19 protein-coding genes are annotated in these 19,269 nt (G+C 28.9%); 13 read left to right on the forward strand and 6 right to left on the reverse strand.

Annotated features, from left to right (window positions below):
- Positions 1-21: 21 nt before the first annotated feature.
- The 13 genes from selA to ACQPUW_RS00950 all read left to right on the forward strand — a co-directional run bounded on the left by selA (position 22) and on the right by ACQPUW_RS00950 (position 12,890).
- Entirely contained in the window at positions 22-1,410 is a 1,389-nt protein-coding gene (selA, locus tag ACQPUW_RS00890; protein ID WP_430835618.1) for an L-seryl-tRNA(Sec) selenium transferase, read from the forward strand.
- Positions 1,407-3,293: a selenocysteine-specific translation elongation factor gene (gene selB / locus ACQPUW_RS00895; protein ID WP_430835619.1), complete on the forward strand. Its 1,887-nt coding sequence runs from the start codon at positions 1,407-1,409 to the stop codon at positions 3,291-3,293. The genes selA and selB overlap by 4 nt, the downstream gene beginning before the upstream one ends.
- Before the next feature lie 77 nt (positions 3,294-3,370).
- On the forward strand, positions 3,371-4,075 hold the full coding sequence (locus ACQPUW_RS00900; RefSeq protein WP_430835620.1) for an LptM family lipoprotein: 705 nt from the start codon (positions 3,371-3,373) through the stop codon (positions 4,073-4,075).
- Positions 4,076-4,112: 37 nt separating this feature from the next.
- A complete protein-coding gene (locus ACQPUW_RS00905; RefSeq protein WP_430835621.1) occupies positions 4,113-4,565 on the forward strand; it encodes an RDD family protein in 453 nt (150 codons plus the stop codon).
- Positions 4,566-4,589: 24 nt separating this feature from the next.
- Positions 4,590-5,951 (forward strand): 23S rRNA (uracil(1939)-C(5))-methyltransferase RlmD, encoded by a 1,362-nt coding sequence (gene rlmD / locus ACQPUW_RS00910; RefSeq protein ID WP_430835622.1) that lies wholly within the window; start codon positions 4,590-4,592, stop codon positions 5,949-5,951.
- 425 nt (positions 5,952-6,376) lie between these two features.
- Positions 6,377-6,700, forward strand: a complete 324-nt coding sequence (locus ACQPUW_RS00915) for a PadR family transcriptional regulator (protein ID WP_430835623.1) — start codon at positions 6,377-6,379, stop codon at positions 6,698-6,700.
- The gene (locus tag ACQPUW_RS00920; RefSeq protein WP_430835624.1) at positions 6,700-7,047 is read left to right on the forward strand and encodes a DUF1048 domain-containing protein; all 348 of its coding nucleotides are present in this window, start codon (positions 6,700-6,702) and stop codon (positions 7,045-7,047) included. Before ACQPUW_RS00915 ends, ACQPUW_RS00920 begins: the two co-directional genes overlap by 1 nt.
- A 9-nt stretch (positions 7,048-7,056) precedes the next feature.
- Entirely contained in the window at positions 7,057-7,407 is a 351-nt protein-coding gene (locus tag ACQPUW_RS00925; RefSeq protein ID WP_204596261.1) for a DUF1048 domain-containing protein, read from the forward strand.
- Positions 7,408-7,640: 233 nt separating this feature from the next.
- Positions 7,641-8,393 carry an FAD-binding oxidoreductase gene (locus tag ACQPUW_RS00930; RefSeq protein ID WP_430835625.1) on the forward strand — a complete coding sequence of 251 codons (753 nt, stop codon included), beginning with the start codon at positions 7,641-7,643 and terminating at the stop codon, positions 8,391-8,393.
- Positions 8,394-8,532: 139 nt separating this feature from the next.
- Positions 8,533-9,246, forward strand: a complete 714-nt coding sequence (locus ACQPUW_RS00935; RefSeq protein WP_430835626.1) for a Crp/Fnr family transcriptional regulator — start codon at positions 8,533-8,535, stop codon at positions 9,244-9,246.
- Positions 9,247-9,373: 127 nt separating this feature from the next.
- Positions 9,374-10,834 (forward strand): NADP-dependent glyceraldehyde-3-phosphate dehydrogenase, encoded by a 1,461-nt coding sequence (locus ACQPUW_RS00940; protein ID WP_430835627.1) that lies wholly within the window; start codon positions 9,374-9,376, stop codon positions 10,832-10,834.
- Between the two features lie 32 nt (positions 10,835-10,866).
- Positions 10,867-11,283, forward strand: a complete 417-nt coding sequence (locus ACQPUW_RS00945) for a flavodoxin (RefSeq protein ID WP_430835628.1) — start codon at positions 10,867-10,869, stop codon at positions 11,281-11,283.
- Between the two features lie 386 nt (positions 11,284-11,669).
- Positions 11,670-12,890 (forward strand): FprA family A-type flavoprotein, encoded by a 1,221-nt coding sequence (locus tag ACQPUW_RS00950; RefSeq protein ID WP_430835629.1) that lies wholly within the window; start codon positions 11,670-11,672, stop codon positions 12,888-12,890.
- Positions 12,891-12,950: 60 nt separating this feature from the next.
- Here the strand turns inward: ACQPUW_RS00950 and ACQPUW_RS00955 are convergent, their stop codons facing one another.
- From ACQPUW_RS00955 to ACQPUW_RS00980, 6 genes are all read right to left on the reverse strand, one after another.
- Entirely contained in the window at positions 12,951-13,952 is a 1,002-nt protein-coding gene (locus tag ACQPUW_RS00955) for a hypothetical protein (RefSeq protein ID WP_430835630.1), read from the reverse strand.
- Between the two features lie 304 nt (positions 13,953-14,256).
- Positions 14,257-15,681 (reverse strand): SLC13 family permease, encoded by a 1,425-nt coding sequence (locus tag ACQPUW_RS00960; protein ID WP_430835631.1) that lies wholly within the window; start codon positions 15,679-15,681, stop codon positions 14,257-14,259.
- A 415-nt stretch (positions 15,682-16,096) separates the two neighbouring features.
- Positions 16,097-16,654, reverse strand: a complete 558-nt coding sequence (locus ACQPUW_RS00965; protein ID WP_430835632.1) for a hypothetical protein — start codon at positions 16,652-16,654, stop codon at positions 16,097-16,099.
- A 150-nt stretch (positions 16,655-16,804) separates the two neighbouring features.
- Entirely contained in the window at positions 16,805-16,984 is a 180-nt protein-coding gene (locus ACQPUW_RS00970) for a hypothetical protein (protein WP_430835633.1), read from the reverse strand.
- 266 nt (positions 16,985-17,250) lie between these two features.
- Positions 17,251-18,501: an MFS transporter gene (locus ACQPUW_RS00975; RefSeq protein ID WP_430835634.1), complete on the reverse strand. Its 1,251-nt coding sequence runs from the start codon at positions 18,499-18,501 to the stop codon at positions 17,251-17,253.
- A 117-nt stretch (positions 18,502-18,618) separates the two neighbouring features.
- Positions 18,619-19,266 carry a TetR/AcrR family transcriptional regulator gene (locus ACQPUW_RS00980; protein ID WP_430835635.1) on the reverse strand — a complete coding sequence of 216 codons (648 nt, stop codon included), beginning with the start codon at positions 19,264-19,266 and terminating at the stop codon, positions 18,619-18,621.
- Positions 19,267-19,269 lie beyond the last annotated feature (3 nt).

A 19,269-nucleotide genomic window follows, 5' to 3' on the forward strand; every position in this document is an offset into this window, starting at 1 on the left:
AGTTTAACGGAGGAGTTTTATATGGAGCTATTAAGAAGATTACCAAAGGTTGATACTCTTTTGAAAGAAGAAGAGGTTCAAAAGTATCTTAATAGATTACCAAGGGATTTAGTTGTAGAAAAATTAAGACTCTCCATAGACATTATAAGAAAAAGAATTTTAAAAATGGAGGACACTTCCTCCATTTTTTCTTTGAAAGAAGAATGTTTAATGGAATTTCAAAGGAGTATTAGTTTATTAGATGATATGAATTTTAAAAGAGTTATAAATGGAACAGGAATAGTTATACATACAAACCTTGGGAGATCAATATTATCAGAAAGTAGTAAGGAAGCTTTAATTAAAGCAGCAAGTCATTACTCAAATTTAGAATATGATTTAGAATCAGGAAAACGTGGAAGTAGATATAAGAATGTAATTGAAGATATAAAGTATTTGACAGGTGCAGAGGATGGACTGGTTGTGAATAATAATGCAGCAGCGGTGTTACTAGTCTTGAATACAATATGTAAAGATAAGGAAGCAATAATCTCAAGAGGAGAACTAGTTGAAATTGGAGGTTCCTTTAGGATACCAGAAATAATGAAATTAAGTGGGGGAAAGCTTGTAGAGGTCGGAACTACAAATAGAACTCATCTTAAGGATTATGAGGAAGTAATAAGTGAAGATACAGGTGCAATACTTAAAGTGCATACATCAAATTATAAAATATTAGGTTTTACAAAGGAGGTAAAATCTAAAGAACTTGTAGATATTAGCTTGAAATATAATATACCTATAATCGAAGATTTAGGAAGTGGTCTTATTGAAAGGCTAGGTATATACGGAGCATCGGATGAAAAGACAGCTAGAGAATGCATAGAAGATGGCGTTGATATTCTTACCTTTAGCGGGGATAAACTTTTAGGTGGTCCGCAGTGTGGAATAATTGTAGGTAAAAAGCTGTGGATAGAAAAGATTAAGAAAAATCAATTAAATAGAGCACTTAGAGTTGATAAATTTACATTAGCTGCTCTTGAAGGAACCCTTAAGGAATATGTTAAGGGGTGTAGTTTTAATATACCAACTATAAATATGTTAACTATGCCACTTAAAGATATAGGAAATAAGATTGATTTATTAATTAAAGAATTATCATTTTTAGGGGATAAGTTTAATATAGAAAAAGGCTTGGAAAAGTCTTTAGTTGGAGGAGGTTCCCTGCCACTTTTAGAGCTTGATACATATGTTTTAAAGATTAATAGTGAGTTTTTAAAGGAACATGTAATAGAAGAAGAACTTAGAAAAAATCATATACCAATAGTTGTTAGAGTTAGCAAAGGAAAGATTATTATTGATGGAAGATGTCTTATACTTGATGATATAGAAGTAATAAAGGACGCCTTTAAAAATATAGGAGAAAAGATATGAAGACATTAATGATAGGAACTTGTGGACATATAGATCATGGAAAGACATCCTTAATTAAAGAACTTACAGGTGTTGATACTGATAGGTTAGAAGAAGAGAAAAGAAGAGGAATAACAATAGATTTAGGATTTACTGATTTAATACTTAAGTCAAATAGAAGAGTAGCATTTGTTGATGTTCCAGGTCATGAAAAGTTTATAAGAAATATGATTGCAGGTATAACTGGAGTAGATACAGTATTATTTGTAATTGCAGCTGATGAAGGGGTAATGCCCCAAACTATAGAACACTTACAAATAATAAATGGACTTAATATAAAAAATGGAGTAATAGCCTTAACAAAGTGTGATAAAAGCGATGAGGAGCTTATTCAGTTAATTATTGATGATATAAGGGAAGCCTTTAAAGGGAGCGTATTAGAAAATTCAAGAATAATAAAAACATCAACAAAAACAAAAGAAGGTATACAAGACATAATAGAGTTTTTTGAGGAAACCTTAGATAATAAGAAGGAAAATAATTTAGATAATCTCCCATTTAGAATGTGTATAGATAGAGTATTTACTGTAAAAGGTTCTGGAACTGTAGTTACTGGAACGGCTCTTGAAGGTAAAGTAAAAGAGGGAGATATATTAAAGCTATATCCATCAAAAAGAATTGTAAGAGTTCGAGAGATTCAAAGCTATGGGAAGAAGGAGATAATAGGAGGATCAGGGACAAGATGCGCAATTAATCTTACTGGAGTAGCAAAAGATGATATTAAGCGTGGCGAAGTAATAAGCAGTGAAGAAGATATGGAATCATCATTTATACTAGATTGTTCCTTTAATATAACTAATAATAAAGTACATAATATAAAGAATGGACAGAGAGTTAGAGTCTATCATGGAACAAAAGAAGTTATGGGAAGAATATATATTCTTGATGAAAATAAAAAGTATGTACAAATACGATTAGAAGAAGGGGTAGTAAGTAAAAAGGGAGATTACTATTACTTAAGAAATTATTCTCCTATGTATAATATTGGTGGAGGAAGAGTAATTGAGCCTAATGGAAATAAGATAAGAGGAAATAATCATTTATATTTAAATAATATTATATTAAAAGAAAAGGGGAGCCTTGAAGATAATATATTAGATAGATTGAGAAAAGAAGACTTTTTATATACAAGTGAACTAATTAATATGAATGATTCTAATAAAACTAATATAGAAAAGGCTATAGAAAAATTACTTTCTAGGAAAAAAATAGAAGTTATTGAAAATTGTAAGGAAAATATTATATTCTCAGTTAAGCAGTTAGGTATAATAAAAGATGAATTATTAGAGTCACTCTCAGATTATCATAATAAAAATCCATTAGAAATTGGAATGCCTAAAGAATCATTAAGGAAAATCATAATAAAAAAGGATATTAAATCTAAAGAATTCAATGAAATTTTAAAGTTATTAAATAAAGACGAAGTTATGACAATTTCCGGGGAAATAATCTCATTATCTAATTTTAAGAGAAGATTAAATTTAAATCAGAAAAACTTTAGAAGAGATTTATTAAAAGAGCTTGAAACTGGATTTATAAATGTTAATTTAGATTTTATAAAACAGAGCAATAATATTAATGAATTAGAGTACAAGAAAATTATAAATATTTTAGAGCAAGAGGGGGAGATACTTCAGTTAAATGATGATGTGATAATAAAAGTGGAAGTCTTTAATTATGGAGTATTAAAAGTAAAAGAGTATTTAGAGGATAAAGGCGAGATAACTCTTGGAGAATGTAGGGATATCTTAAAAACAAATAGAAAGATAGCTTTAGCTTTTTTAGAAGAGTTAGATTGTAGGAAAATAACAAAAAGAGTTGAAAATAGACGCGTAATGTTGTAAGAATAGCAGCAAGAATGTTATAATTAAAAAATATGAACAAATTTCAATAATAGAGGGTCTATTTAGGAGGTAAATATATGACTAAAAAGATTATAGGTCTAGTGATAACAACTACATTATTATTTTCACTAGCAGGATGTGGTAGTAATGAAAAGCAAAAGACTGCAGATGAAAGTACAAAAAAAGCAGAAGTTAATATAGATAATCAAGAGCAATTTAAAGATTTAAAAGGGGATTGGATTAGAGATTTCACTCATGATGAATTCGTTGATAAGAGTAATAGTTTAATGACTTCTATTGAAGATAAAACTAAAGAATTTGGTTTAGATTATAAAAAAGAAGATAAGGTCGAACAAATAGATGGAGTTACAGCTAATGTTAAATCAATATATCTAGATAACAAAGATCCAGAAGCGAATAAACTTGAGAGTATGCAGTTCCAATCACAACTTTTAGGAGACGCACAAGATTCAGGAAGATTACAATTAAAACTTTCACTTAAATTTGATGGTGAAGGGGCAATAAAAGATGATAAATTCAATCTAGGAGATACTTCAATAGCTCAATATGCAGCTATTATGACTGGTGCTCAAGATAGAAATTATGATGATATAAACAAGCAGATAATGGATATAATTAAGAGTGATAAAAAAGAAGGCATAATAAAAGATAATATTAATGGATTAGCTGAGGAGTTTGCAGTAAGTAAAGATTATATAGTATATACTTTATCAACTAAGGTATATAAATTCACTCAGAATACAGATGATGGAATAAAATAATAAAATAATTAAACAAATTTAATTTAGGAGGACTATCATGAGTAAAAAAGAAGGTATGGATATTAATAATCAAGAAGATACTAATGTAGAAGAAGTAGTAGAGAGTTTAGAATTAAAGAAAGAAGAAGGTTCTGAAGAAGAAGAAGTTAAAGAGGATATCATAGTTGAATCAACTGATGAGGAAGAAACTGAAGAAAAAAATAATAAAAAAGGTAAGAAAAATAAAGAGAAAATTATTGTAGAAGTTGATGCAAATCCATCATTTATAAAGAAATTATTTTCAAATATCTTAGATCAAGCAGTAATATTAGGAGTATCAGCAATTCTATTATTAGTATTTGATTTATTAATAGGATTTATAGGTTACATGGTAGCTGAACCAACACCAGTCTTACTTATAATTTATGTAATAGTTAATGTATTCTACTTACCTTTATTTGAAGCAAAGAATAAAAGAACTATTGGAAAGAGAATATTAGGAATCGGATAATTTAAAGAATAGGAGAAACAAAGAGTGGGCAGAAGAAGAGCAAGAGAAATTACAGTTAAAATAGAAAAAACTGAATTCCCATCAGTAGGTGTAGGAACTCAGGAGGATAAGAAAGTATATGTTAAGAATGCTTTCACAGGAGAAACAATAAAGGGAAGAGTTAAAAAGAGCAGAGCAGATTTTATAGAACTTAAACTTTTAGAAGTTTTAGAAAAGGCACCTTATGAAATAGAAGCAAAATGTCCCCACTTTGGAATATGTGGTGGATGTTCATCACAGAACCTTACTTATGAAAAACAATTAGAACTTTTAAGTGAAGAAGTTCTTGAATTATTTAAAGATGCTGAAGTTACAACTGGAGAGTATGAGGGTGTAACTGGAAGTGATGATCAATGGGAATATAGAAATAAAATGGAGTTTACATTTGGTGATGAATATAAAGGCGGAGAACTTTGCCTTGGTATGCACATGAAAAATGCAAGCTTTGGTATTATAACCGTTGATCAATGTAAAATAGTAGATGAAGATTTTAGAAAAGTTATAAAAGCTACAGTAGAGTACTTTAGAAAAACTGAACTTCCTTACTATAGAGTAATGAAGAGAGAAGGATTCTTAAGACACTTAGTTATTAGAAAAGCTAAAAATACTGGTGAATTATTAGTAAATCTTGTAACAACAACACAAGTTGATTTTGATTTAACAGAGTGGGTTAATATAATTAAAGGATTAAACTTTGATGGTGAATTAGTTTCAATTCTTCATACTGAAAATGATTCATTATCAGATGCAGTAATACCTGAAAAAGTTAATCTTCTTTATGGCAAAGATCATATAATGGAAGAACTTTTAGGATTAAAGTTTAAGATATCACCATTCTCATTCTTCCAAACTAACACTAAAGGGGCAGCAAGCCTTTATAGTATAGTTAGAGAATTCATGGGAGATTCAGAAAATAAAGTAGTATTTGACCTTTATTGTGGTACAGGAACTATAGGTCAAATAGTTGCACCTAAGGCTAAAAAGGTTATAGGACTTGAACTTATCGAAGAAGCAGTTGAAGCTGCACGTGAAAATGCAAAGCTTAATGGACTTGATAACTGTACTTTTATAGCTGGTGATGTTGCTGAGACTATAAAGCAAGTTAAGGATAAGCCAGACATTATAATCTTAGATCCACCAAGAAGTGGAGTAAGTCCTAAGGCATTAGAATATGTAATAAGATTTAATGCAAAGGAAATTGTATATGTATCATGTAATCCTAAGACTCTAGTAAATGATCTTAAGGGATTAACTGAAGCTGGATACAAGATAGAAAAGACAAGAGTTAAGGATATGTTCCCTAACACTCCTCACGCTGAGACGATTGTAAGGCTAATTAAGAAATAGGAATTAAAAACTTAGTAAAGTGATAGCTGAACTTAGTATGAAAGTCTATCTCATGCAGAGCAATGGAGTAAGATGATACTTTAAAAATAGAAGGTTTAACGGATTTTAAGTGAATATTGAAATGTGTTTTATCCTAAAGGATAAGAATTTCTAGGTGATAAAACACTAAGAACTCTATTAATGCTCCCTAAGACTAAGGTCTTAGGGAATTTTTTTATACAAATGTTTAAAATAATCGTATTTAGGTATAGAAAAGTATAGTATGTACTTTTATTATAAATTGTTTGTTTTCAGCTTTAGTATTATTTTAAATCTAATTGCTAAAATTAAACATAAAAAATAATTATATAATATTGACACTAACACTATTAAGTTATACTATATAGTAGTAATAAGTAATACTATATAGTGAAGGGGCGATTTTAGTGGAAAATATAACAGAGATGTTAAAAGGGGTACTTGAAGGCTGTGTTCTTGAAATTATCAGTCATGAAGAAATATATGGTTATGAGATTACTAGGAGGCTGAATGCTCTCGGATTTTCAGATGTTGTAGATGGGACAGTATATACTATCTTGGTGCGACTTGAGAAAAATAAATTGGTGGACATTACAAAAAAGAAATCCGATATAGGACCGCCGAGAAAGTTTTTTACCCTTAATGATGCGGGACGTGAAGAGCTAAAGAGGTTCTGGGCAAAATGGGAATTTGTTTCAACAAAAATTAACGAATTAAAGGAGAGGAAATAATGAATTTTTGGGAAAAAATTACTGGGAGTGACATGACTAAAGAACTTAAAAATTTTGACTTGAGAGCCGAAAAGCTACCAGCTGACTATCAAGTGGCATGGGAAAAAATTAAGGCTAATCTTTGGCAGTACTCAGATTTCAGCGGTCGCAACCTCATGCCAATCCTTGATGGTGTGCTTGGCTTGCTAGAAGAAACTGCTACTGACGGGCAGAGTGTACAAGAGGTTTTGGGTGATGATATCAAAGGCTTCTGCTCTGCACTGGTTGGAGAAGAAGGAGCAAAGACTTTTAGAGACAAGTGGCGCAAGCAACTCAATAGTAATATCGCTAAAAAATTAGGTGAATAGGAGGATAAAATGGGAATACAAGATATCATCGAAGGCAAAAAAGAGTGGCGAGCACATATGGCACGTGTCAAAGCGCTCCCAAAAGATTATCAAATTGTTTATAAAGAGATTCAAAAATATCTATTTAAGGTCGGTCCTGTTGAGCTAAATGAAGGGATAGGTTTGCTATCTGGGATTGTTGATCTTTTTGAAGAAGGTGCAGCCTTAGGAAAAGGTGTGCTGGAAGTGACTGGCAGTGATGTAGCGGCTTTCTGCGACGATCTAATTAAAGATTCAAAAACGTATGCTGACATCTATCAAGAATCTGTTGACCAAGAAGTTAACAAGGCTATAAAAAAGGCTACTGATAAAACAAAGTAAAGGGAGTTATAGATATTAAAATAATAGTGCTTAACAAAAATATTAACTAGAGGGTAGAGTGTATAAATATCATGTTCTCACGCATAGTAAGATTATAGTTAAGCTAAGTAAATGGGTTAAGCAAGTAGAATTTCTACTTGCTTTTTATTTTAAATCACATTATTTTTTTATACCTGTAGTTATAATGATGACAAATGCGAAAAAGCAGTGAAATATAATTGGAGGTACTTAAAATGGAAAGCTTAAAGTGGAAGGGATTTAAAGAAGTTAAAGTAGTAGAGAAAATTGAGGAAAGCACTGGAATATACTCATTTTACATAAAAGATTTAGATAATAATAAATTACCTAAGTTCTTAGCAGGTCAGTTCATAGCAATAAGAGTTAAAAATAAAGATAATACATATACAAAGCCAAGGCAATATACTTTATCTATAAATCACAAAGATGATTTTTATAGAATTAGCGTAAAGAGAGAAGAAAATGGATACGTCAGCAAAGTATTAGTTGATGAAGTAAATGAAGGGGATACAGTTGAGATTACTATGCCACTTGGAAACTTCTTTTTAAAAGATAACGATAGAAATGTTGTTCTAATTGGAGGAGGAATAGGTATAACACCAATGCTGACTATGGCATATGAAGCAGCTAATACTTCTAAGAATGTAAAGTTTATATATAGCACACAAAACTTAGAAAACCATAGTTTTAAAGATGAGATAGAAAAGTTATGTGAGGAAAATACTAATATAGAAAGTACTATATTCTATACAAGAGCTAATGAAGAGGAAGCAAATAATTCTGGGTGTATATCCGGAAGAATAAGTAGAGAGTGGATGGAAGAGAATTTAGATAAAGATAGTGAGTTCTACTTCTGTGGACCAACAGAATTTATGAGATGTGTGTATAGGAATTTAGTATCTATGGGAATAAATAAAGAAGATATAAACTTTGAAATGTTTGATAAGGGTGATGATATAACAAAATAATACTGTAATATATGTTACGTAATTAAAACTAAATAAAGGATATAATTAAAATATATGATTAAGGATAAAGAGTAATTAGGAATTAAATCTGATTACTCTTTATGTGATTTTTAAAATAATTTATGAAAAGGTGGTTAATATGAATAGTAATTGTGTGAATTGTTGTAATGAATGTAGAGGAAAGTACTGTGCAAGCAAAGTCCCTATATTTGAAAATTTAGATTGTGATGAACTTTCAGAGATAGTAAAGAGTATTAATCATAAGGAATATTCAAAAGGTGAAATATTGTTTGATGAGGGAAGTATAGCAAACAATATGTTTTTTGTTAATGAAGGAAAAGTTAAATTATATAAATATACAAGAGATGGCAAAGAGCAAATATTGCATATATTATCTGAAGGTGAATTCTTTGGAGAACTGAACTTAGTAAATAGCTCTATCCATAACTTTAGTGCTAAAGCAATAAAAGATACTAAGATATGTATTCTTAGCAATGAAGAAATGAAAAAGATAATAATTAAGAATCCTCAAATAGGAATAAAGTTATTACAAAGCGTAGGAGAAAGGTTAGCTAATATGGAAAATTTAGCACAAAACTTAGCTACAAATGATGCAGACTCAAGAGTTGCATATCTATTAATAGATTTATTAGAAAAAAGTGATAAAGTTAATGGAGATAAAAATGAAATTAAAATCCAAATGTCAAGAGAAGATATGGCAAACTGTGTTGGTGTAACTAGAGAAACTTTAAGTAGAAAGCTTAGAAGTTTTGAAGAAGAAGGCTTAATAAAAATAGTGAAAATAAAACAAATACGTGTATTAGATGAAGATGGATTAAGAAATTATATATAAATTTTCAGTTTTTATTTTGGATCATATTTTTAAGAAAGATTAGCATTTATAATTAGCTCATAAATTAAGTTTTGGAAAAAACATATCAGTACAACTTAAGAAGAAAATTATAAATGGAGTGATAAATATGATAAACACGATAAAAGAAAATGGGGATACATTTAAGAATTTATTAAATGGGAAATGGATTCCAAGTGAAGGTAGCTTAATTGAGATAAAGTCACCTTTAAATAAAGAGGTGATAGGAAAAGTTCAAGCTATGTCAAAAGAAGAAGTTGATAAAGCTATAAAAGGAGCTAAAGACGCACAAAAATCATGGAGTGATATGCCTTTAAATGAAAGATGTGAAATTCTATATAAGGCTGCAGATATATTATTAGAAAATCAAGAGATATTAATTGATCTTATGGTAATGGAAATCGGAAAAGATAGAAAGAGTGCAAAGTCAGAGATTGTTAGAACTTCTGATTTCATAAGATTTACAGCAGATTCAGCTAAAAATATTGAAGGAGAAAGTATTCCAGGAGATAGCTTCCCAGGATACAAGAAGAATAAAGTACTAGTTGTAAATAGAGACCCAGTAGGTGTAGTACTTGCGATATCACCATTTAATTATCCAGTAAACTTAGCAGCTTCTAAGATAGCACCAGCTATAGTTTCAGGAAATACTGTAGTATTTAAACCAGCAACTCAAGGAGCTTTAAGTGGATTATATTTAGCAAAAGTTTTTGATTTAGCAGGAGTATCAGCAGGTGTTATAAATACAATAACAGGAAGAGGTAGTGAAATAGGAGATTATGTTGTATCTCATAAGGATATAGATTTTGTAAACTTTACAGGTAGTACAGAAATAGGGCAAAGAATTTCAAAAATAACTACTATGAAGACACTTCTTATGGAGCTTGGGGGTAAAGATGCGGCTATAGTTTTAGAGGATGCTGATTTAGATTTAGCAGCTAAAAATATAGTGGCTGGAGCATTCTCATATTCAGGGCAAAGATGTACAGCTGTTAAGAGAGTTTTAGTTCTAGGCAAAGTAGCAGATAAGTTAGTAGATAAGATATCTAAAGAAATGGAGAAATTAATAATAGGAAATCCTCTTAGAAATGGAGGAAGCTTAGATGTAGTACCATTAATAGATTCAAAATCAGCAGATTTTGTTATGGGATTAATTGAAGATGCAAAGAAAAAAGGGGCAGTCTTACTAAAGGGTGGAGAAAGAGAAGGAAACTTAATTACACCTACTTTATTTGATAAAGTAACATTAGATATGAGATTAGCTTGGGAAGAACCATTTGGACCAGTATTACCAATAATAAGAGTAAGGAATGTTGAAGAGGCTATAAAGACAGCCAATGAATCAGAGTATGGACTACAAAGTTCTGTATTTACACAAAATATGAATGATGCATTCTATGTAGCTAATAAGTTAGAAGTTGGAACTGTACAAGTTAATAATAAAACTGAAAGAGGACCAGATCACTTCCCATTCTTAGGAGTAAAGAATTCTGGTATGGGAACACAAGGAATAAGATATTCAATTCAATCAATGACTAGACCAAAAGCAGTTGTTATAAATTTAAATTAGAAATTAAGTAAATTAAGTAGGAGAGAAGAAGAATGAAAATAATTTATTGGAGTCAAACAGGAAATACAAAAAGAATGGCAGAATTAATAGCAAAGGGTATTAAGGAAGAAGGAAAGAAAGCAGAATTAGTTGAACTATCAGAAATATCAGTTGATTATTTAAAAGACGAAGAAGTTATTATATTTGGTAGTCCAGCATATGGAGCAGAAGAACTAGAAGATACAGAAGTTGAACCTTTTGTAGCATCTTTAGAAGGTAAGATAGCAGGAAAGAAAGTTGCACTATTTGGCTCATGGGGATGGGGCGACGGTGAATGGATGAAAGATTTAGAAGAAAGAATTGAATCTTATGGTGCAGAACTTATAGCTGAAGGTCTAACAGTTAAAGAATTACCAGAAGGTGAAGATGAAGCTAGATGTATTGAATTCGGAAGATTAATAGCTAAATAAAATTTAAATACATATTATAAAAGGCAGGCTTACAGCTAGTGTAGGCCTGCCTTTTATTTAAATAACCATTAAATTATATTTTGTTAATTTTGAATATACATAATAACTAAACTTTTCTTACAGTACAAAAATATTTTAATCTAAAATAGCTCATGAATTTCTAGGTTTTAATTTTTTTATCATAATATTAGCTTTTGATATCTTTATTTTCTTTGAAATTTATGAAAATTAGTTGGTATAAGCTCACTTTTAATAGTTGATATTAAATATTAATTATTTTATGTATTTTATTTTGAATCACATAAAGTATAAATAGCATTAACTATAATAAGGACATAAGATTGATGCATGAGCAAATGAATTTGCTCAGTTTAGGAGGAATAGTAATGGAAAGACAAGTTAAATTAAAAGATAATATTTATTCAGTAGGGGTTATAGATGATAGAAAGGTACCATTTCATAGATTAATATTAGAAGATGGAACTACATATAATAGCTATTTATTAAAGACAGAAAAACCAACAGTAATAGATACAGTAGACTTAATATACACAAAAGAATATATAGAAAATTTAAAAACACTTATTGATCTAAAAGATATAAAATACATAGTAATAAATCATACAGAACCAGATCATTCAGGTGCTTTAGGTGGACTGGCAAGACAAGCTATTAATGCAACTATAGTTTGTAGCGAAGAAGCTGTTTATCACCTAAAAGAATTATACAAATTACATGATAGAAACTTTATAGTTGTAAAGGATGGAGACACTCTTGATATTGGAGGGAAAACATTACTATTTAGAATGACTCCATATCTTCATACAGAAGAAACAATGATTACTTACTGTATTGATGATAAAATATTATTCCCTTGTGATATATTTAGTACACATTTAACAGCTAAAGAGTATTTTTTAAGCAAAACAGAGTTAGATATAACAGAAGCTTTCACTGTATATTATGATCTTATAATGTCACCACATAAGAAGTATGTAAGACCAATGATTTCTATAGTAAAGAATTTAGATATTGATATGATAGCTCCATCACATGGATATATAATAGATGAAAATGTTGAAAAGTATATTTCAATATATGATGAAAGAAGTAGGGCGACTAAAAAAGGTAAGAAGGCTACAATAGTTTATACAACAATGAGAAATTCTACAAAAGGAATTGCAGAAAAGTTTAAGGAAGAATTTGAAGCAGAAGATATTGAAGTAACTATATTTAATGCTGATAAGAGCAATGAAGAAGAAATCATAGAAGCTATTAAGGAATCAGATGCAATACTATTTGGTACATCAACAAGATATGGTGACTTAATAGGTTCAATTGAAGATATATTAAAGAAATTACCTGAAATGAACTTAGAAGGTAAGGCAGCTTGTGCATTTGGATCATTTGGATGGAGTGGTGAGCCTATTGAAATCATTCAAGACTATTTAAATACTACTAATGCCGATGTTTTAAGTACATCTTCAATAATAAAATCAACTGGTATGATAGATGTTAATTTACCAGTAAGAATTAGATTCTCACTTAATGAAGAATCAAAAAAGGACGTAATAAAAGCAGCAGATTATATAAGCTCAATATTATAAAATTTCAAGGGACTGTCTTAAAACAGTCCCTTTGTGATATTTAAGTTATAAAGTTTGTATCTAAAAGAAGTTTGAAATTAAATCTTTATTAATAAAAACAGTTATATTATTTTTAAGCTTTAATGCAATTACAGAGTCGAGATTGAATACAATATTTCCTGTAATTACTCCTAAATCACGAACTACAATAGAGACAGTTGAACCTCTATAGTATTCATTTAATATAGATGCGATTTCATTAGTTTTAAGTTCATTACTTGCAATATAGTTATTTTCAATATAATTATGTTTAGAATTTGATTTAGTCGTGAAATCAGAATTCAATGTAGTTTTCTCAGAAGTATTTTTTAAGTTATTAACTGTAGGATTCTCAGAAGTATTTTTAAAGTTATCAATTATAGGATTATTAGAAGCTTTTTTAGAGTGTTTATCTAATGTAGGTACAAATCTATTAGAATTAATTTTATCATTTTTATTTTTACTATAGTTAGTTTGAATTTTATTATTCACAGAGTCTGACTTAATTACAGAGTCAGAGCTTAATATAGATTTTTTATAAGTATTTTTAAAATTATCAATTTTAGGGTTAATAGAAAATTTTTCAGTATGTTCATCTAATGTGGACATATAGTTATTAGTATTAAATTTATTATTTTTACTATAGTAATTTTGAGATTTATTATTAATAGAATCTGATCTACTTATAGAATCATAATTAGATGCAACAGTCTTAGAAATATTTTTTGAATTATTAATTTTGTTATGGGTATTCTTATTTTTATTAACTGATCTTATGATTTCATTTTTGGTTTGGTTAATAGCTGTTTTTTTATTTTGTTTAGTGGTTCTTTTTTTATTTTGGGCATTAGCATTAAATTTATTAGAATTGAAGGAGGTAGTATTAGAGTTAGTTTTTTTCTTTAGGGATGAAGAAGAAATATTTCTATCTTTAGTATTTAAAAGTAATAGAACTAATAAAAAGAAAGAATTATTAGTTCTATTAAATAAGTTATGGCTTAATTTATTATTTAATATTAATATTAACAATACTATGATATCCATATTTTCACCTTATTTCATTTAAATTTATTATAATTCTTTTATGAAGTTAGAAAATATTTAATTATAGGAAGAATTTGAAAACAACTTTTAATAACATCCTTTAGGTTCTTGATATATTTCTTTAATATTAAAAATATCAAAATTTGAGTCAGTTTATTTACAAATCTTCCTTATCATAAAACATTTTTTAGTAAATATTAATTAGTAAGTTAATACATTAAATTTTATAAGCATTAATAATTACTAAGGATTTATATAATAATATATATAATTCATCAAAGGTTTGTTACCTTTTGGATAGACTTTATATAGATATATATACTATTAAATATAATGCACTGCATATTAACATAAGAAGTGCAAATGGTATTGAAAAAGATACATACTTTTTCAGATTATAAATTTCTTTTATTTTCACTTCTTCTTCATTTGATATATCATAATGATGCAAATATCTATCCACTTCACTTAGCATTATCGGGCCACCAGTGGCAGACCAAGGCAACATACTGCTTCCAGCTAATATACCTAAAGCTAAAGCTGCAAATATAAAATTGCTACCTACTACAGGAAGTAGTTGCACGCATATAGGAAGAATAGTTGCAGTAGCAGGACCAGCAGAAAGGAATGTAGATATAATAAATGCAGATAATAAAATACATAAAAGAATTAAAATTTTGCTATCACCTGTAAAAGATAGAATATAAGTTACTATAATCTTTAATATTCCAAAGTGCTCTAAAATTCCTGATATCATAAATAGTGAAGAAATAAACACTATAGAGTCATTAATAGAAAGTGAGTTTAATATTTCTTCAGGATTTGTTACCACAGAAATTATAGTAAGTCCCATGAAAAATATACAGATATAAGAGATTGAGATATTGAAAAAAGGTGCAATACAAATACCAGCAATAAGTCCAGCAAATAATATTAAAGGTAGATAAACATTCTTAAAGTTAGAATTTTTCATTTGAATCTTTATATGAGGTGCTGGCTCATAAGGTGGAGGTGGAGGTGGAGGGGGAATATCAACTCCAGACTTATGATGTGGTGGTTTAGGGAATTTCTTTGGCTTATGGTAACGCATAAAGCTCTTGGAATTAGAATCACAGCAAATTTCTGAATTTTTATTAGAAAATTTAGTCCATATAATGGTATATAGTATAAGAAGTACAACATAAATAGCACAAGGTACAAATAATTTAGTTAGAAAGTCAATAATAGTAAAGTCTGTATATAGTGTAATAATTACCGCTGGAGTATCAGCCCAAGGAAGAGGACATCCTCCAATATTAGAAGCAATAAGCCCTGATACCAAAACAGGTATAACTGGGAGATTAAGTTTTCGTATAAGGGTCAAAGAAATAAAAGTAAATAAAAGTACTACACTTAAATTATTCATAAATAGTGATGTTGCATACATAACCAATGGTAGAACAATTATAATAAATAGTTTTTTACCTTTTGATAATTCACTGAGTTTATCTCCTATAAATTTTAAAAATCCATTATTTTCAAATATTTTGGAGAATAATGCAAGAGTAAGGATTAATATTACTATCTCAAAAGGAAATGACTTAAAAGCATCTGCAAAAGAGTATCCCTCAAATATAGTTGTATATAAAAGTAAAGCTCCTATACCTAAGGTAGCTATCGCAGTACGATATTTAACTGAGAATATCATAGCTAGATATATAGCTATAACTATTATTAATATAACAGCCATAAAGTGACTACCTCCAATCTTTTGTTTAATACATATATAGATATTTAAAATATAAAATATATGTAGAGTTTCAGAGAAGTTTTTTGTGAATATAATAAAAAAGTAAGTACTATATGAGGTTATAAGCGATTGAGATATAATAAGATATGTTAACTAGATAGGCAGAATAATACCTATAAAAATAATAATTGTTAAAGGACTGTGGTTATTATTAACAGCCCTCTAACAGATTAAAGATATAATATTTAAAAGAAAAATATATAATATTATAATGGATATCCTTTTATCAATTAAAGTAACTTTTATTGAAGTAATTGAAGCTTGAATATTGTTACTTCACCTATCGTAGCAAGAAATTTCGCTATGATTAATGTCAATCACGTTCTTTATAAATGTTATTATATTTCTCTTAATGTTAGTGCTCTTTTCCTTTTTTGTCATTGTCTTTATCCTCGTGATCTTTTCCTTTACCATCTTTGCCATGCTCTTTGTCTTTACTGTCTTTAGCATCTTTACCATGCTCTTTGTCTTTACTGTCTTTACCATCTTTATCAGTGTCTTTTTCTTTGCCGTCTTTAGCATCTTTATCATGGTCTTTTTCTTTACCGTCTTTAGCATCCTTATCATTGTCCTTGCCTTTACCGTCTTTACCATCTTTATCATTGCTGTCTTTGCCGTCTTTAGCATCCTTATCATTGTCCTTGCCTTTGCCATCTTTGCCATCTTTGCCATCTTTGCCAGGGCCAGGTTTAGGTCCAGGGCCAGGTTTAGGTCCAGGTTTAAGATCTTTAAGAGGAGCAAAACCTTCTTTTAATGAAGATAATTCATTAAAAGAATCGTCTTTTGTTAATTCTTTTAATGGAGTTATAACATCTTTTATAGAAGAAAGATCCTGAAAACCACTATTAGAATCATTAAATAATTCTTTTAGAGGATCTCCAATATTTTTTAAATCATCGAAATCATGTGGCATTTTATTTATAGTCCTCCTAATATTATGAAAATAATTTATTTTTATAAATTTAAGTACATATAAATTTATAGAAACTCATATATACATAAATTTATCAATGGGCTGATAGGTTAAATAACAGCCCAATGATTATTAAACACAGTATATTATTTAATAGAAGAAAGCGATAAGATTTGCTGCTATAGTAACTAATCTTCCATCTTTTAATCTAAGTGTTACTGTATTAGCTTGTTGTCCTCTTACAACCTCTCCAGTAATTGTCATTGGTAAGCCAGTTAAAGCTAGTGTAATATTCGCTCCTTGGTAATTATTTGTAATCAATTCAGCCATTTTTGTTCCACCTTTTCATCGTATTATTTAATCTAATAAATTTTAATGTTTTTTAGTTTTACATCTCGTTAGCATCTCTAATGTTGCATTTAAAATACATAATATATTATATAAACTTAAGTAGAATTTAGTTACAAATTGAGTCAAATTTTTACAGGTATATTCAATTATTTAGAGATTTAAATAATTGAAAAATAATAAAATCTCTAAGGCCATAAATAATCCTTAGAGATTTTATTTAAATAAGATATATTATTTAGATGAAATTATAAAGAAGGTTGAAGCTTTATTTCTATGCTCTTAAATATTTTTCTTGAGAATGCAACAATAATAATAAGTAGAGCAACTGTTACAAAAATAATTATATAAATATTATTTGATGCTTTATCAAATAATGCTCCATATATAGATTGGCCTATAGGTTGAGCACACATACTAAGAGTTGTAACAAAAGACATAACCTTACCAATCATATCGTTTGGAGTTACTTGTTGTACTAAAGTTATAGCTGTAATTGAAAACATTGTGGCACAAGCCATAACTAAGAATGCAGATATGATTATTACAAAGTATGAAGTCATAGTGGATAGATTAAGCATTAATACAATTCCTATTGGTAGAATAAATATACTTGCAAGGAATAGTGGAATATGAAATTTATCATGAGTTAATTTCTTTGAAAATACTCCAACTGATATACCACCTACTAATGCACCGATTCCTATAGCACTTTGGGCAATACCATATAATTCACTATTTAGATTTAATGTAATATTTATGATATATGGGATGCCTATAATTAATGCTGAAGAAAGGGTAAGGTTCATAAATGCAGCGACCCCTATAGTTTTTGCTATGAAAGGTTTCTCTTTTGTTATAAATAAAATACTTTCTGAAAAGTCATTTTTTACAGAAGCAAAAATATTTGTAGTAATTTCTTTCTTTTTGAAAGGCATATTTATAAATAGCTCCATAATAGCAGAAAGTAAAAATGCAACAGAAGCTAAAAGTATAATTGGTGTAATTCCAAAAAGCCCATATAAAAATCCTCCAAGGATAGGTCCAATTAACATAGATACTGCGTTAACCATATTTACTAATGAATTAGCCTTTAATAAATTATCAGAAGAAGTTATTGTAGGAATACTTGCTTGTACTGCTGGTTGATAAAATGATCTGATTATAGATAGTAATATAAGTGTTGCAGCAGCTGCAAAGATTGGAGTGTTTTTAATAAATGCAATTGATAATAAAACAATAATAAAAGTAATAAAATCTAAGATAACCATGATATTACGGCGGTTAACTCTATCTGCAATTATTCCACCTATTGGTGATAATAAGATAGTAGGAATAATTGAGATAGCCATAACTACGCCAAAGATAGTACCAGATCCAGTTCTATCTAAAAGATATAGAGGAATTGCAAAGCTTAAAGTTGCATTTCCAAGTAATGAAATGATTTGACCTATAATGATTAGTGTAAAATTTCTGTGAAATAATTTGTTTTCGACCATATAAAAATCCTCCTAAAATATAAAAAAATATTATTTACATAATTTATATACCGACGTTTGGTATGTATAAGTTTAAAAAATATACTGCCCAAAAAAGGACAGGATATCTTGTTTATACTAGGATATAGAAACAAGCTCTCTATATTTATCTATAAAATTAAGCATATCTTCATTAAATATAGGAAGACCTAAATTATCAGTAAGCTCTTTTAAGAATAAAAACTTTTGTTTTAACTCTTCTGATGTATTAGAGAAAATCATTGGGTTTAACCATATATTTGATAATAATGTCAACATTTCTGATAATTCTTTTGGATGTTCTGCTTTAATTGATCCATCTTCAATGCCTTCTTCTATTAAATCCTTAAGTAGTGGAGCAACATCTTCTATACTTGTTATAACTTGCTCTGCAAGAAATTTTGGATTTTTTAAAAGTGTTGGGGCTGCTGTAATTAGTTTTTCTTGATTAGGGTTTTGAATTGATAAGTAATATATACGACGAATCTTTTCAAGTCCAGTCAAACCTTTTTCGGATTTTATCCTAAGTATTTCTTTATTTGTACCCTCATAAAGTCGTTCTGACACAGCATCAATTATATCTTCTTTTGATTTAAAGTGATGGTATATAGCACCTTTACTTAAATCACCAAGCTCATTGATTATATCTTGAATAGTAGTTTGTTCATAACCTTTTTCTAAAAAAAGTTTTAATGATGCATCAAGAATTCTCTTAACGGTAACTTCAGGGTGTTTATTTCTTGCCACATT

Source organism: Clostridium sardiniense, from assembly GCF_050584765.1.
GTDB classification, from domain to species: Bacteria; Bacillota; Clostridia; order Clostridiales; family Clostridiaceae; genus Clostridium; species Clostridium sardiniense_A.

What these genes read in the sequence shown, in the direction of transcription:
- ACQPUW_RS00935 (WP_430835626.1), top strand. Translation starts at nt 8,533, where the DNA reads ATGAATAGTAATTGTGTGAATTGTTGTAATGAATGTAGAGGAAAGTAC.
- ACQPUW_RS00970 (WP_430835633.1), bottom strand. Translation starts at nt 16,984, where the DNA reads ATGGCTGAATTGATTACAAATAATTACCAAGGAGCGAATATTACACTA.
- ACQPUW_RS00925 (WP_204596261.1), top strand. Translation starts at nt 7,057, where the DNA reads ATGGGAATACAAGATATCATCGAAGGCAAAAAAGAGTGGCGAGCACAT.
- ACQPUW_RS00965 (WP_430835632.1), bottom strand. Translation starts at nt 16,654, where the DNA reads ATGCCACATGATTTCGATGATTTAAAAAATATTGGAGATCCTCTAAAA.
- ACQPUW_RS00930 (WP_430835625.1), top strand. Translation starts at nt 7,641, where the DNA reads ATGGAAAGCTTAAAGTGGAAGGGATTTAAAGAAGTTAAAGTAGTAGAG.
- ACQPUW_RS00945 (WP_430835628.1), top strand. Translation starts at nt 10,867, where the DNA reads ATGAAAATAATTTATTGGAGTCAAACAGGAAATACAAAAAGAATGGCA.
- selB (WP_430835619.1), top strand. Translation starts at nt 1,407, where the DNA reads ATGAAGACATTAATGATAGGAACTTGTGGACATATAGATCATGGAAAG.
- ACQPUW_RS00900 (WP_430835620.1), top strand. Translation starts at nt 3,371, where the DNA reads ATGACTAAAAAGATTATAGGTCTAGTGATAACAACTACATTATTATTT.
- ACQPUW_RS00920 (WP_430835624.1), top strand. Translation starts at nt 6,700, where the DNA reads ATGAATTTTTGGGAAAAAATTACTGGGAGTGACATGACTAAAGAACTT.
- ACQPUW_RS00940 (WP_430835627.1), top strand. Translation starts at nt 9,374, where the DNA reads ATGATAAACACGATAAAAGAAAATGGGGATACATTTAAGAATTTATTA.
- selA (WP_430835618.1), top strand. Translation starts at nt 22, where the DNA reads ATGGAGCTATTAAGAAGATTACCAAAGGTTGATACTCTTTTGAAAGAA.
- ACQPUW_RS00905 (WP_430835621.1), top strand. Translation starts at nt 4,113, where the DNA reads ATGAGTAAAAAAGAAGGTATGGATATTAATAATCAAGAAGATACTAAT.
- ACQPUW_RS00955 (WP_430835630.1), bottom strand. Translation starts at nt 13,952, where the DNA reads ATGGATATCATAGTATTGTTAATATTAATATTAAATAATAAATTAAGC.
- ACQPUW_RS00960 (WP_430835631.1), bottom strand. Translation starts at nt 15,681, where the DNA reads ATGGCTGTTATATTAATAATAGTTATAGCTATATATCTAGCTATGATA.
- ACQPUW_RS00950 (WP_430835629.1), top strand. Translation starts at nt 11,670, where the DNA reads ATGGAAAGACAAGTTAAATTAAAAGATAATATTTATTCAGTAGGGGTT.
- ACQPUW_RS00975 (WP_430835634.1), bottom strand. Translation starts at nt 18,501, where the DNA reads ATGGTCGAAAACAAATTATTTCACAGAAATTTTACACTAATCATTATA.